We start from the raw sequence: 14534 nt of genomic DNA on the forward strand, positions 1-14534 counted from the left end.
TCAGGTTATTGCGCAGTGGCTGGTGCCAGGAAAGCGGCCTCCAGCAACTGCTGTGTATACGGATGTTGGGGGGCGGCAAAGATACTTTGCGCGTCTCCCTGTTCGACCACTTGGCCATGCTTGACCACCATCAGCTGGTGGCTCAGCGCTTTCACAACAGCCAGGTCATGGCTGATGAACAAATACGTCAGGTTGTACTTGGCTTGCAGTGAACGCAACAACTCCACCACTTGCCGCTGCACCGTCCGGTCGAGGGCCGAAGTCGGCTCGTCCAGCAGGATCAGCGCCGGTTTGAGCACCAAGGCTCGGGCTATGGCAATTCGCTGCCGTTGCCCACCGGAAAATTCGTGGGGGTAGCGGTGCCGGGTTTCCGGATCCAGACCTACCTCCTTCAATGCCGCAATAATTGCCGCTTCCTGCTCGGCGGCGGTGCCCATCCTGTGGATCCGCAAACCTTCGCCAACGATGTCGCTTACGCACATCCGCGGGCTCAGGCTGCCAAACGGGTCCTGAAACACCACCTGCATCTCCCGGCGCAGCGGCCGGACTTCGCTTTGCGTCAGGCAATCCAGCTGTTTGCCCTCAAAACGGATCGCACCCTGGCTGCCGATCAACCGCAGGATCGCCAGACCCAGGGTGGATTTACCGGAACCGCTTTCTCCCACAATCCCCAGGGTCTGACCCTGAGGCAAGCTGAAATTGATGCCGTCCACTGCCTTGACGTGATCCACCGTGCGCTTGAGCAGGCCTTTCCTGATCGGGAACCAGACTTTCAAGTCCTCGACCTCAAGCAGCGGCGCCCCGATTTTATTGCTTGCCGGGCCTCCGCTGGGCTCCGCGCCAAGCAGTTCCCGAGTGTACGGATGCTGCGGCGAACGGAACAGCTCTTCGCACGATACCTGTTCGACGATGCAACCGCGCTGCATGACACATACACGATGCGCAATTCTTCGCACGAGGTTCAAATCGTGACTGATCAGTAACAGCGCCATGCCCAATCGGGCCTGCAATTGCTTGAGCAGGTCGAGGATTTTCAGCTGAACGGTCACGTCCAGCGCGGTGGTCGGTTCGTCGGCGATCAGCAGTTCCGGCTCGTTGGCCAGGGCCATTGCGATCATCACCCGCTGGCGCTGGCCGCCGGACAATTCGTGGGGCAGGGCCTTGAGGCGCTTGTGCGGCTCGGGGATGCCGACCATTTCCAGCAGCTCGAGCGTGCGCTTGGTCGCGACCTTGCCGGTCAGGCCCTTGTGGATGCCCAGCACCTCGTTGATCTGCTTTTCGATCGAGTGCAGCGGGTTGAGCGAGGTCATCGGCTCCTGAAAGATCATTGCGATCCGGTTGCCGCGAATGTGACGGATGGTCTTTTCGCTCAGCCCCAACAGGTTTTGCCCGGAATAGTTGATGCTGCCGGACGGATGTCGCGCCAGCGGGTAGGGCAGCAGGCGCAGGATCGAATGCGCCGTCACCGACTTGCCCGAGCCAGACTCGCCGACCAGCGCCAGGGTTTCGCCGCGCTTGATGTCGAAACTCACGCCCTCGACCACCCGTTGCACGCGATCGCCGAGGCCGAATTCGACGGCGAGGTCGCGGATTTCGATCAGATTGTCCTGATTCATGTCACTTCCTCGGGTCGAAGGCATCGCGAGCGGACTCGCCGATGAACACCAGCAAACTCAACATCAGCGCCAGCACCGCAAACGCACTCATGCCCAGCCATGGCGCCTGCAGGTTGGATTTGCCCTGGGCTACCAGTTCTCCCAGCGACGGACTGCCGGCCGGCAAGCCGAAACCGAGGAAGTCCAGGGCGGTGAGGGTGCCGATGGCGCCGGTCAGGATGAACGGCATGAAGGTCATGGTCGAAACCATCGCGTTGGGCAGGATGTGGCGGAACATGATCGCGCCGTTCTGCATGCCCAGCGCCCGGGCTGCGCGCACGTACTCGAGGTTGCGCCCACGCAGGAACTCGGCGCGCACCACGTCCACCAGGCTCATCCACGAGAACAACAGCATGATCCCCAGCAGCCACCAGAAGTTCGGCTGGACGAAACTGGCGAGAATGATCAGCAGATACAACACCGGCAAGCCCGACCAGATCTCCAGGAAGCGCTGGCCGGCCAGATCGACCCAGCCACCATAGAAACCCTGCAAGGCGCCGGCAATGACGCCGATGATCGAGCTGAGCACGGTCAGGGTCAGGGCAAACAGCACGGAGATACGGAAGCCGTAGATCACCCGCGCCAGCACATCGCGGCCCTGATCGTCGGTGCCCAGCAGGTTGTCCGCCGATGGCGGGGCGGGGGCCGGGACTTTCAGGTCGTAGTTGATGCTCTGGTAGCTGAACGGAATCGGCGCCCACAGCACCCACGCGTCCTTGGCCTTGAGCAGTTCGCGGATGTACGGGCTCTTGTAGTTGGCCTCCAGCGGGAACTCGCCGCCGAAGGTGGTTTCCGGGTAACGCTTGATCGCCGGGAAGTACCAGTTGTTGTCGTAGTGCACCACCAGCGGCTTGTCGTTGGCGATCAGTTCGGCACCGAGGCTCAGGCCGAACAGGATCAGAAACAGCCACAGCGACCACCAGCCGCGCTTGTTGGCCTTGAACAGTTCGAAGCGCCGGCGGTTGAGAGGGGACAGGTTCATCTCAATGCTCCCGGCTGGCAAAGTCGATGCGCGGATCGACGAGGGTGTAGGTGAGGTCGCCGATCAGTTTCACCACCAGCCCCAGCAGGGTGAAGATGAACAGGGTGCCGAACACCACCGGGTAATCGCGGTTGATCGCCGCTTCGAAACTCATCAGGCCGAGGCCGTCGAGGGAGAAGATCACTTCCACCAGCAGGGAACCTGTGAAGAAGATGCCGATGAACGCCGACGGGAACCCGGCGATCACCAGCAGCATCGCGTTGCGAAATACGTGGCCGTAGAGCACGCGATTGCGGGTCAGGCCTTTGGCCTTGGCGGTGACCACGTACTGTTTGTTGATTTCGTCGAGGAAGCTGTTTTTGGTCAGCAGAGTCATGGTCGCGAAGTTGCCGATCACCAGTGCCGTCACTGGCAGCGCCAGGTGCCAGAAGTAATCGAGAATCTTGCCGCCCAGGCTCAGTTCATCGAAGTTGTTCGACGTCAGGCCGCGCAAGGGAAACCAGTCCAGATAACTGCCGCCGGCAAACACCACGATCAGCAGGATCGCAAACAGGAACGCCGGGATCGCGTAACCGACGATGATCGCCGAACTGGTCCAGACGTCGAAATGACTGCCGTGCCGCGTGGCCTTGGCGATCCCCAGCGGGATCGACACCAGGTACATGATCAGCGTGCTCCACAATCCGAGCGAGATCGACACCGGCATCTTTTCCTTGATCAGGTCGATGACCTTGGCGTCGCGAAAGAAACTGTCGCCGAAATCCAGCCGGGCGTAGTTCTTGACCATGATCCACAGACGTTCCGGGGCCGACTTGTCGAACCCGTACATCTTTTCGATTTCCTTGATCAGCGCCGGGTCCAGACCCTGCGCACCGCGATAGGAGGAACCGGCCACCGACACTTCGGCACCACCGCCGGCAATGCGGCTGGTGGCGCCTTCGAAGCCTTCGAGCTTGGCGATCATCTGCTCCACCGGCCCGCCGGGCGCGGCCTGGATGATCACGAAGTTGATCAGCAAAATGCCGAACAGGGTCGGGATGATCAGCAGCAGTCGCCGAAAAATGTACGCCAGCATCTGATTACTCCGTGCCCGCAGGGTCGGCTTGCAGTTGGGTTTCGACTTCTACCGCCGGTTTCGCATCGGGTTTGACCCACCAGGTGTTAATGCCGATGTCGTACTTGGGGGAGACTTTCGGGTGGCCGATGTGGTTCCAGTACGCCACGCGCCAGGTCTTGATGTGCCAGTTCGGAATCACGTAGTAACCCCATTGCAGCACGCGGTCGAGGGCGCGGGCGTGGGCCACCAGGCTTTTGCGCGAATCGGCGTTGATCAGGCTTTCCACCAGATGATCGACCACCGGATCCTTGAGGCCCATCGAGTTGCGGCTGCTGGCCTTGTCGGCGGCCGCGCTCATCCAGAATTCGCGTTGTTCGTTACCCGGCGAGTTGGACTGCGGAAAGCTGCCGACGATCATGTCGAAATCCCGCGATCGCACGCGATTGACGTATTGCGAGACGTCGACACGGCGGATCACCAGATCGATGCCGAGGTCACTGAGGTTGCGCTTGAACGGCAACAGCACGCGTTCGAACTCGGTCTGCGCCAGCAGGAATTCGATGACCACCGGTTTGCCGGTGGTGTCGACCATTTTGTCGTCGACGATTTTCCAGCCGGCCTCTTGCAGCAACTGATACGCCTCGCGCTGTTGCGCGCGAATCATGCCACTGGCGTCGGTTTTCGGATTTTCGAAGGCTTCGCTGAACACCTGCGCCGGCAGCTTGCTGCGAAACGGATCAAGGATCGCCACCTGCTCGGCATCAGGCAGGCCGGTGGCGGCCATTTCCGAATTCTCAAAATAACTGCGGGTGCGCGCATAAGCACCGTTGAACAGTTGCTTGTTGGTCCATTCGAAGTCGAACAACAAGCCCAGAGCCTGTCGTACCCGCACGTCCTGAAACACCGGGCGGCGCAGATTGAAGACGAAACCCTGCATCCCGGTCGGGTTGCTGTTGGCAATCTGTTCCTTGATCAGCCGCCCTTCGTTCACTGCCGGCACGTTGTAGGCGTTGGCCCAGTTTTTTGCGGCCATTTCCAGCCAGTAATCGAACTGCCCGGCCTTCAACGCCTCCAGCGCGACGGTATTGTCACGGTAATAGTCGGTGGTCATCACATCGAAGTTGTAGAAACCGCGGTTGGCCGGCAGATCCTTGCCCCAGTAGTCCTTGACCCGCTCATAGCGCACCGAGCGTCCGGCCTTCACTTCGGTGACCTTGTAAGGACCGCTGCCCAACGGGATTTCCAGGTTGCCCTTGTTGAAATCACGATCGGCCCACCAGTGCTTCGGCAGCACCGGCAACTGACCGAGGATCAGCGGCAGCTCGCGATTGTTAGTGTGCTTGAACTTGAACAACACCTTGAGCGGGTCTTCGGCGATCACTTCTTCAACGTCGGCGTAGTAGCCGCGGTACATCGGCGCGCCTTCCTTGGTCAGGGTCTGGAAGCTGAACACCACGTCGTCGGCACGTACCGGGTGGCCGTCGTGAAACTTCGCTTCGGGGCGCAGGTAGAAGCGCACCCAGCTGTTGTCCGGGGCCTTTTCGATCTTGGCGGCGATCAGGCCGTATTCGGTAAACGGCTCGTCCAGACCCTGTTTGGCCAGCGTGTCGTAGATCAGGCCGATATCGTCCGCCGGCACACCCTTGCTGATGAAAGGGTTGAGGCTGTCGAATCCGCCGAAGCCGGCCTGGCGGAAGATCCCGCCCTTGGGCGCGTCGGGGTTCACGTAATCGAAGTGCTTGAAGTCGGCGGGGTATTTCGGCGGCTCGTTGTACAGGGTCACGGCGTGTTGCGGGGCGGCAAAGGCCAGCCCGGCGAACAGCAGACCGCTGGCCTGCACGAGCAGGGCGCGGATAGGCTTCATCGATCTTTCTCCGAAGATTTCAGCCACCACGCGCTCAGGCCCAAGGTGTAGGGCGGCGTAGTGACAAAGGCGAACCGGTTGCGGTACGCCAGACGGTGATAATTGAGGTACCAGTTGGGAATGCTGTAGTGCTGCCAGAGCAGCACGCGGTCCAGCGCCTTGCCGGCGGCGACCTGTTCATCGCGGGTACGGGCGGCGAGCAGTTGCTCGAGCAAGTGGTCGACCACCGGGTTGGCGATGCCCGCGTAATTCTTGCTGCCCTTGACCCCGACCTGGCTGGAGTGGAAGTACTGCCACTGTTCCAGCCCTGGGCTGAGGGTCTGGTTGAGGGTCATCAGGATCATGTCGAAATCGAACTGGTCCAGACGCTGTTTGTACTGGGCGCGGTCCACCGTGCGCAGGCGCGCGTCGATGCCGATGCTGTTGAGGTTTTCAATGTACGGCTGGAGGATTCGCTCCAGGTTCGGATTGACCAGCAGCAGCTCGAAACGCAGCGGCTGGCCGGCGGCGTTCTGCAGACGCTGGCCGTTGAGCTTCCAGCCGGCCTCGGCCAGCAGGGCCAAGGCTTTGCGCATGGTTTCCCGGGGGATGCCGCGGCCGTCGGTCTGCGGCAGCGTGAACGGTTCGGTGAACAGGCGCGCCGGCAGTTGATCCTTGTACGGCTTGAGCATCAGCCATTCATGACCGACCGGCAGGCCAACGGCACTGAACTCGCTGTTGGGGTAGTAACTGGTGGTGCGCTTGTAGGCGTCGCTGAACAGTGCGCGATTGGTCCATTCGAAGTCGAACATCAGGCCCAGCGCTTCACGCACCTTGATATCGGCAAACGCCGGGCGTCGTGTGTTCATGAACAGGCCCTGACTCTGGGTCGGGATCTGGTGGGGGATTTGTGCCTTGATCACGTCGCCGCGACGGATCGCCGGAAAGTTGTAACCGTTGGCCCAGTTCTTGGCCTGATGCTCGATATAGATGTCGAACTCGCCGGCCTTGAACGCCTCGAAGGCCACATCGCTGTCGCGATAAAACTCGACTTCCATGCGATCGACGTTGTATTTGCCGCGATTGACCGGCAGATCCTTGCCCCAGTAGTCCTTGACCCGCTCGAAAATCAACTGCCGCCCCGGCGTGACCGAGGTGATGCGGTACGGCCCGCTGCCCAGCGGTGGCTCGAAGGTGGTGGCCTTGAAGTCGCGACCCTTCCAGTAATGCTGGGGCAGCACCGGTAATTCGCCCAGGCGCAGGATCAGCAACGGATTGCCGCTGCGCTTGAGCACAAAACGGATACGTTGCGGGTTGAGGATATCGACGCGCAGCACTTCCTGAAGGGCGGTGCGGTACAGCGGATGACCTTCCTTGAGCAGCAGGCGATAGGAAAACGCCACGTCGTACGCGGTGATCGGCGTGCCGTCGTGGAAGCGCGCCTGCGGGCGCAGATTGAACACCACCCAGCTGCGATCTTCGCTGTACTCCACCGATTGGGCGATCAGACCGTAACTGGACGCTGGTTCGTCCCCCGACGGTGCGTATTGCCCGGTGCCGACCATCAGCGGCTCGTTCAGCTCGTTGATGCCGTATTGGAGGAAGTTCGCCGTGGTGACCGGGCTGGTGCCCTTGAAGGTGTAGGGATTGAGCGTATCGAAGGTGCCAAACGCCATCACCCGCAAGGTGCCGCCCTTGGGCGCTTGCGGGTTGACCCAGTCGAAGTGGGTAAATCTGGCCGGGTACTTGAGCGTGCCGAACTGCGCATAACCGTGGCTTTCGGTGATCGTCGCGCTGACGGGGGAGCTCAAGGCCAGGCTGATCAGGAGCAGGAGGAGGGGACGCTTCAAGTCAGATCCGATCCAGGCGGCTTGGGCTTTGTGGGCCGTACAGTAACAGCTTGTATGGACAGGAAAAAGACAGGGGCTTAATGCGCGGTTAATTGTGGGAGCCGTCTGCGCCGATCTACGCAAATATCAAAAAAATGACAGACGAAAAAAAGCCCCTGAAAAGCAGGGGCTCCTTGTCAGTGCGGCTGGTAGACCGTGAGCATTTGCCCAGGCTTGAGCGCCTTGCCAGCGCCCGGATTCCAGCGCTTGAGGTGCTGCATCTCGACGTTGAAACGCTTGGCCACCACGTACAGGGTGTCGCCGCGCTTGACCTTGTACTGGGTCTGCTTGCCGTCGTCGTTGTCTTTGGTCTTGCTGCTGGTCTTGCTGTTGGCGGCGATGACCGTATTGATGCGCCCGCCACTCTTGCGTACCGGCGTACGTTTGGTGGTGTCCTGCATGACCAGGGTCTGGCCGACCTTGAGGTTCTTGCCGGTCAGCTTGTTCCAGCGTTGCAGGTCCTTGACCTCGACCTTGTTGGCCTTGGCGATGGAGCCAAGGTTGTCGCCACGCTTGACCCGATAGGCGCGCTTGGCCTGGGCGATTTCGCTCGGATCGGCACCTTCGAACACTGGTTTCAGCGAACGCGGGCTGATCAGCTCTTCAGGGCGCATGGTTTGCAGGCTGGCGGTCAGCAGTTGCGCCTTCGAGGTCGGCACCAGCAGGTGCTGCGGGCCATCGATGGTGGTGCGCTGCTTGAACGCCGGGTTGAGCTGGAACAGTTCGTCTTCGTCTATGTTGGCCACCGCCGCGACCTTGGAGAGGTCCATGCGCTGGTTGATTTCGACGACCTGGAAATACGGTTCGTTGGCGATCGGGTTGAGGTTCACGCCATAGGCTTCAGGGGTCAGAACCACTTGCGAGAGTGCCAGCAGTTTCGGCACGTAAGCCTGGGTTTCCGCCGGCAGGGGCAGGTTCCAGTAATCGGTCGGCAGGCCGAGCTTCTCGTTGCGCTCGATGGCGCGGCTCACTGTGCCTTCACCGGCGTTGTACGCGGCCAGTGCCAGCAGCCAGTCACCGTTGAACATGTCGTGCAGACGGGTCAGGTAGTCCATCGCTGCGGTGGTCGAAGCCGTAATGTCGCGACGGCCATCGTAGAAACGGGTCTGACGCAGGTTGAAGTAGCGCCCGGTGGAAGGGATGAACTGCCAGAGGCCCACCGCATCGGCCCGGGAATAGGCCATCGGGTTGTAGGCGCTTTCGATGACCGGCAGCAGCGCCAGTTCCAGCGGCATGTTGCGTTCTTCGAGGCGCTCGACGATGTAATGAATGTAGAGGCTGCCGCGTTCACCGGCGTTCTCGAGGAAGGAAGGGTTACTGGCGAACCACAGGCGCTGTTGCTCGATGCGCGGGTTTACGCCCAGGCCTTCCTGCAGCTGGAAACCGCTGCGCATGCGCTCCCAGATGTCCTGGGGTACCTGCGGGCTGGGCTTTTCCGACAACCAGATAGGCTTCTGCTTGGCTCGCGCAGCAATGTTCGGCGTATGCGTCGCTTCAGTCTGCGGAGCATGGCTGGAACAACCCGCCAGTGTGGCGGACACAGCCACCGCGATGGCTTGCGCCAGGCGGGTCAATGCATCTGAATTGACGGACTTACGTATGGATGACGACATTGGCTGGAAGTAAGTTCCGGGCAAAAATGTCGGGCGATTCTAGAAAGCGCACCCCCTGCGGTCAACCATTCAGAACTTTTGAACCAAGCGGTGCGCTGCTTAGAACGTATCTTTCCATGCCCGCAGAGCCGCAAAAACCTCACTCGGCGCCCGGTTTTGAGGGCCGTTCCGTTCGTCCACTTTTTGTGTAACTAATATTTCACTGGTGCGCAGAAAGGGGTTTGTGAGCTTTTCCAGTGCAAGGGTCGAGGGCAGGGTCATGACGCCGTTCGCACGTTGCTGGGTGACTTTTTCCAGACGGGCGGCGATGTCCCGGTTGCCCGGCTCGACGGCGGCGGCAAATTTCAGGTTGCTCAGGGTGTATTCGTGGGTGCAGTAGACCAGCGTGTCTTCCGGCAACGCTGCCAGACGGCTCAGTGACTGGTGCATCTGTTGCGGCGTGCCTTCAAAGAGACGGCCGCAACCGGCGGCGAACAGGGTGTCGCCACAGAACAGCAGGCCGTGATGGTAGTAGGCGATATGTCCCAGGGTGTGGCCGGGCACGGCATGGACGTCGAAGTCCCAGCCGAGCACGCGCACCGTGTCGTTGTCCTTGAGGGCCACGTCCCGCCCCGGAATGCTCTCGCTGGCCGGTCCGTAGACCGTGGCGCCGGTGGCCTTTTTCAGTGTCTCGACGCCGCCGACATGGTCGTGGTGATGGTGAGTGATAAGGATATCGCCGAGCACCCAGCCCGGATGTGCGTCGAGCCACGCCTGTACGGGGGCGGCATCTCCCGGATCGACCACTGCGCAACGCCGGGTGGCATGATCCTGTAACAACCAGATGTAGTTGTCGGTGAAGGCGGGCAGGGCACTGATCTGTATCATCGTCGAATTCGCCAAGCGGGTAACATTGGCGCATCTTAGAGGTTCCTGGCGTGTTGGAGAATGCAATGATCGATAAAGCGTTCGCTCAGGCCGATCCTGACTGGCTCGCGCTGATCGGTGCAGCCCGTGAATGGCTGTCCGGCCCCCTCGGGCAATTTCTGCTGGACGAAGAACGGCGCATGCTCGAAGACGAACTGGGCCGGTTCTTCGGCGGCTATCTGGTGCATTACGGTCCGTCCGCCGAGACGCCGCCGTCGGCGCCGCAAGTGCAGCGCAATGTGCGGCTGGGCGCGCCGTTGCCGGGCGTGGAGATCGTCTGCGAAGAACAGGCCTGGCCATTGAGCGAGCACGCCGCCGACGTGGTGGTGTTGCAGCATGGTCTGGATTTCTGTCTGTCGCCCCACGGACTTTTGCGCGAAGCGGCCAGCAGCGTGCGCCCCGGCGGGCATCTGCTGATCGTCGGCATCAACCCCTGGAGCACTTGGGGACTGCGCCATGTGTTCGCCCATGATGCCTTGCGCAAGGCGCGCTGCATCTCGCCGTCACGTGTGGCGGACTGGCTCAATCTGCTGGGCTTCGCGCTGGAGAAACGCCGCTTCGGGTGCTATCGTCCGCCGCTCGCGTCACCCAAGTGGCAGGCCCGTCTGGCCGGCTGGGAACGCAAGGCCGGTGACTGGCAATTGTCAGGCGGCGGCTTCTATTTACTGGTCGCACGCAAGATCGTGGTCGGCCTGCGTCCGGTGCGGCAGGAACGCCGCGAGCCGATGGGCAAGCTGATTCCGCTGCCGATGGCCAAGGTCAATCGGCGCCGCATCGAACCGTAAACCTTCTTTTATTGTGGCCGGGTCTGTCCCGGCCCGGGCCGTTGTCGATCCTTGATCGGCGAGGCCAGGCATTTTTCTGGATAGAGTGGCATGAGCGAAAGCGTCGATAGCGTAGAACTGTTCACTGACGGCGCCTGCAAGGGCAACCCCGGCCCGGGCGGCTGGGGCGCCTTGCTGGTGTGCAAGGGCGTCGAAAAGGAGCTGTGGGGCGGCGAAGCCAACACCACCAACAACCGCATGGAGCTGCTCGGCGCGATTCGCGGCCTGGAAGCCCTCAAGCGTCCGTGCGAAGTGCTGCTGGTGACCGACTCGCAATACGTGATGAAAGGCATCAACGAGTGGATGGCCAACTGGAAAAAGCGCGGTTGGAAAACCGCGGCCAAGGAGCCGGTGAAAAACGCCGACCTGTGGAAGGAGCTCGACGAGCAGGTCAACCGCCACAAGGTCACCTGGAAATGGGTCCGCGGCCACATCGGCCACCACGGCAACGAACGGGCCGACCAGTTGGCCAACCGTGGAGTGGATGAGGTTCGCGGTTACAAGCAGAGCTGAGCCCTTGGCACTGAAACCCTTCCGGCGAGCGTGTTAACATCGCCGCTTTTGCACGATTGACCCGTTGAGAGCTGAACACTGATGGCCACCAGATCCGTTGTACTCGATACCGAAACCACCGGCATGCCGGTGACCGACGGCCACCGGATTATTGAAATCGGTTGTGTCGAGCTGATCGGTCGACGCCTGACGGGCCGGCACTTTCACGTTTACCTGCAACCGGACCGCGAGAGTGACGAAGGCGCGATCGGCGTCCACGGCATCACCAATGAATTCCTGGTCGGCAAGCCGCGTTTCGCTGAAGTGGCCGACGAGTTCTTCGAGTTCATCAACGGTGCGCAGCTGATCATCCATAACGCGGCGTTCGACGTTGGTTTCATCAACAACGAATTCGCCCTGATGGGGCAGCACGATCGTGCCGATATCACGCAGCACTGCACGATCCTCGATACCCTGATAATGGCCCGGGAGCGTCACCCGGGTCAGCGCAACAGCCTCGATGCCTTGTGCAAACGCTACGGCGTCGACAACTCCGGCCGTGAGCTGCACGGCGCACTGCTCGACTCGGAGATTCTCGCCGACGTCTACCTGACCATGACCGGCGGCCAGACCAGCCTGTCGCTGGCTGGCAATGCCTCCGACGGCAATGGCACGGGCGAGGGCGCGGACAATTCCGCCACCGAAATCCGTCGTCTGCCGGCAGATCGTCAGCCGGGGCGAATCATTCGCGCCACCGAAGCCGAACTGGCCGAACACCAGGTGCGCCTGGAAATCATCGCCAAGTCGGCCGGCGCCCCGGCGTTGTGGACTCAACTGCTGGAAGCCGAAGCTCAGGCGTAAAGCAAAGAGGATCGCCCGAACATACCAGCCGTGTTCGGGCGATCCTTTGTTTTTGGCAGTACTGACAACTGGCCACCCTCGCCACATCCGCTCCGACCCTCTACCCTGAGGACATTGGCAGATCACTCTCCGCCGCCTCAGGACACTGAGCCCATGTACAAAGATCTGAAGTTCCCGGTATTGATCGTTCACCGCGACATCAAGGCCGATACGGTTGCTGGCGAACGCATTCGCGGCATCGCCCATGAATTGGAGCAGGAAGGTTTCAGTATCGTTTCGGCCACGGACTACACCGAGGGCCGGCTGGTTGCGTCGACCCACCATGGTCTGGCGTGCATGCTGATCGCTGCCGAAGATGCCAGCACCAATTCCCATCTGTTGCAGAACATGGCCGAACTGATCGGTCTGGCCCGGGTGCGGGCGCCGGATCTGCCGATCTTTGCCCTCGGCGAGCAAGTCACCCTGGAAAACGCCCCGGCCGATGCCATGGCCGAGCTCAACCAGTTGCGCGGCATTCTCTACCTGTTTGAAGACACGGTGCCGTTTCTCGCCCGGCAGGTGGCGCGGGCGGCGCGCAAATATCTGGACGGCCTGTTGCCGCCATTCTTCAAGGCGCTGGTGCAGCACACCGCCGATTCCAACTACTCCTGGCACACCCCCGGCCATGGCGGCGGGGTTGCGTATCACAAGAGTCCGGTGGGGCAGGCGTTTCATCAGTTTTTTGGTGAAAACACTCTGCGCTCGGACTTGTCGGTCTCGGTGCCGGAGCTGGGGTCGCTGCTCGATCACACCGGTCCATTGGCCGAGGCAGAAGCACGGGCTGCACGCAATTTCGGCGCCGATCACACCTTTTTCGTGATCAACGGCACCTCGACCGCCAACAAGATTGTCTGGCACTCGATGGTCGGGCGCGATGATCTGGTGCTGGTGGATCGCAACTGTCACAAGTCGGTGTTGCACGCGATCATCATGACCGGCGCGATTCCGCTGTACCTGTGCCCGGAGCGTAATGAGCTGGGCATTATCGGCCCGATTCCGCTCAGTGAATTCAGCCGCGAATCGATCCAGGCCAAGATCGATGCCAGCCCGCTGACCAAGGGCCGCGAACCGAAAGTCAAACTGGCGGTGATCACCAACTCGACCTACGACGGCCTTTGCTATAACGCCGAGCTGATCAAGCAGAGTCTGGGCAACAGCGTCGAAGTCCTGCATTTCGACGAAGCCTGGTATGCCTACGCGGCGTTTCACGAATTCTTTGCCGGCCGTTACGGCATGGCCACCTCGCGCAGCGATGACAGTCCGCTGGTGTTCACCACCCACTCCACCCACAAACTGCTGGCGGCGTTCAGCCAGGCCTCGATGATCCATGTGCAGGACGGCGGCGCGCGGCAGCTGGATCGCGACCGGTTCAACGAAGCGTTCATGATGCACATCTCGACTTCGCCGCAGTACAGCATCATCGCCTCGCTGGACGTGGCGTCGGCAATGATGGAAGGGCCGGCCGGCCGCTCGCTGCTACAGGAAACTTTCGATGAAGCCTTGAGTTTTCGCCGGGCCCTGGCCAATTTGCGCCAGCACATCGCGGCTGACGATTGGTGGTTCTCGATCTGGCAGCCGCCGGGCGTCGAGGGGATTGACCGGGTACAGACCGAGGACTGGCTGCTGAAGCCCGAGGCGGACTGGCACGGTTTCGGCGAAGTCAGCGACGACTACGTCCTGCTCGACCCGATCAAGGTCACCCTGGTCATGCCGGGCCTGACCGCCGGCGGCGCGTTAAGCGACAAGGGCATTCCGGCGGCGGTGGTCAGCCGTTTCCTCTGGGAGCGCGGACTGGTAGTGGAGAAAACCGGGCTCTATTCGTTTCTGGTGCTGTTCTCCATGGGCATCACCAAGGGCAAGTGGAGCACGCTGTTGACCGAACTGCTGGAGTTCAAGCGCAGTTACGACGCCAATGTCAGCCTCGACACCTGCCTGAAATGCGTTGCCCAAGAAGATCCTGTGCGCTATCGGGGCATGGGTCTGCGCGATCTGTGCGATCAGCTCCACACCTGCTATCGCAGCAATGCCACCGCCAAACACCTCAAGCGCATGTACACGGTGCTGCCGGAAATCGCCATGAAACCGGCCCACGCCTACGACCAGTTGGTGCGCGGCGAAGTCGAGGCGGTGCCGATCGATGAACTGGAAGGCCGGGTAGCGGCGGTGATGCTGGTGCCGTACCCGCCGGGCATTCCGCTGATCATGCCCGGCGAGCGTTTTACCGAATCCACGCGCTCGATCATCGAATACCTCAGGTTTGCTCGCACGTTCGATGCAATGTTTCCGGGGTTCGTGGTCGATGTGCACGGTCTGCAACACGAAGATGAGGGCAATGGACGGCATTACACCGTCGATTGCGTCAAGGAATGAGGG

11 protein-coding genes are annotated in these 14534 nt (G+C 61.2%); 4 read left to right on the forward strand and 7 right to left on the reverse strand.

All coding sequences use genetic code 11. The features are described 5' to 3' along the window. Window positions 1-5: 5 nt before the first annotated feature. From CAF73_RS23930 to gloB, 7 genes are all read right to left on the reverse strand, one after another. Window positions 6-1616, reverse strand: coding sequence for an ABC transporter ATP-binding protein (locus CAF73_RS23930; RefSeq protein WP_085704290.1), 1611 nt, complete (start codon window positions 1614-1616; stop codon window positions 6-8). A 1-nt stretch (window position 1617) separates the two neighbouring features. Next, complete coding sequence (locus CAF73_RS23935) at window positions 1618-2637, reverse strand: ABC transporter permease (RefSeq protein WP_085698849.1); 1020 nt, start codon at window positions 2635-2637, stop codon at window positions 1618-1620. A 1-nt stretch (window position 2638) separates the two neighbouring features. After that, on the reverse strand, window positions 2639-3712 hold the full coding sequence (locus CAF73_RS23940) for a microcin C ABC transporter permease YejB (RefSeq protein WP_085686478.1): 1074 nt from the start codon (window positions 3710-3712) through the stop codon (window positions 2639-2641). Window positions 3713-3716: 4 nt separating this feature from the next. Further along, window positions 3717-5558, reverse strand: coding sequence for an extracellular solute-binding protein (locus CAF73_RS23945; protein ID WP_085704293.1), 1842 nt, complete (start codon window positions 5556-5558; stop codon window positions 3717-3719). Next, window positions 5555-7387, reverse strand: a complete 1833-nt coding sequence (locus CAF73_RS23950) for an extracellular solute-binding protein (protein ID WP_085704296.1) — start codon at window positions 7385-7387, stop codon at window positions 5555-5557. The genes CAF73_RS23945 and CAF73_RS23950 overlap by 4 nt, the downstream gene beginning before the upstream one ends. A gap of 176 nt (window positions 7388-7563) precedes the next feature. Beyond that, complete coding sequence (locus CAF73_RS23955) at window positions 7564-9039, reverse strand: transglycosylase SLT domain-containing protein (protein ID WP_085698855.1); 1476 nt, start codon at window positions 9037-9039, stop codon at window positions 7564-7566. Window positions 9040-9138: 99 nt separating this feature from the next. Beyond that, complete coding sequence (gene gloB / locus CAF73_RS23960) at window positions 9139-9906, reverse strand: hydroxyacylglutathione hydrolase (RefSeq protein WP_085704299.1); 768 nt, start codon at window positions 9904-9906, stop codon at window positions 9139-9141. A 65-nt stretch (window positions 9907-9971) separates the two neighbouring features. Between gloB and CAF73_RS23965 the strand changes: the two genes are divergently transcribed. The 4 genes from CAF73_RS23965 (at window position 9972) to CAF73_RS23980 (ending at window position 14531) form a co-directional block, all read left to right on the forward strand. Next, window positions 9972-10730, forward strand: a complete 759-nt coding sequence (locus CAF73_RS23965) for a methyltransferase domain-containing protein (protein ID WP_085698860.1) — start codon at window positions 9972-9974, stop codon at window positions 10728-10730. A gap of 90 nt (window positions 10731-10820) precedes the next feature. After that, window positions 10821-11282: a ribonuclease HI gene (gene rnhA, locus CAF73_RS23970; protein ID WP_003224162.1), complete on the forward strand. Its 462-nt coding sequence runs from the start codon at window positions 10821-10823 to the stop codon at window positions 11280-11282. Between the two features lie 81 nt (window positions 11283-11363). Then, window positions 11364-12122 carry a DNA polymerase III subunit epsilon gene (gene dnaQ, locus CAF73_RS23975; protein ID WP_085698862.1) on the forward strand — a complete coding sequence of 253 codons (759 nt, stop codon included), beginning with the start codon at window positions 11364-11366 and terminating at the stop codon, window positions 12120-12122. A 153-nt stretch (window positions 12123-12275) separates the two neighbouring features. Further along, window positions 12276-14531: an Orn/Lys/Arg decarboxylase N-terminal domain-containing protein gene (locus CAF73_RS23980; RefSeq protein WP_085704302.1), complete on the forward strand. Its 2256-nt coding sequence runs from the start codon at window positions 12276-12278 to the stop codon at window positions 14529-14531. Window positions 14532-14534: the final 3 nt, after the last annotated feature.

It is taken from the genome of Pseudomonas sp. B15(2017), assembly GCF_002113215.1.
Classification (GTDB): Bacteria; Pseudomonadota; Gammaproteobacteria; order Pseudomonadales; family Pseudomonadaceae; genus Aquipseudomonas.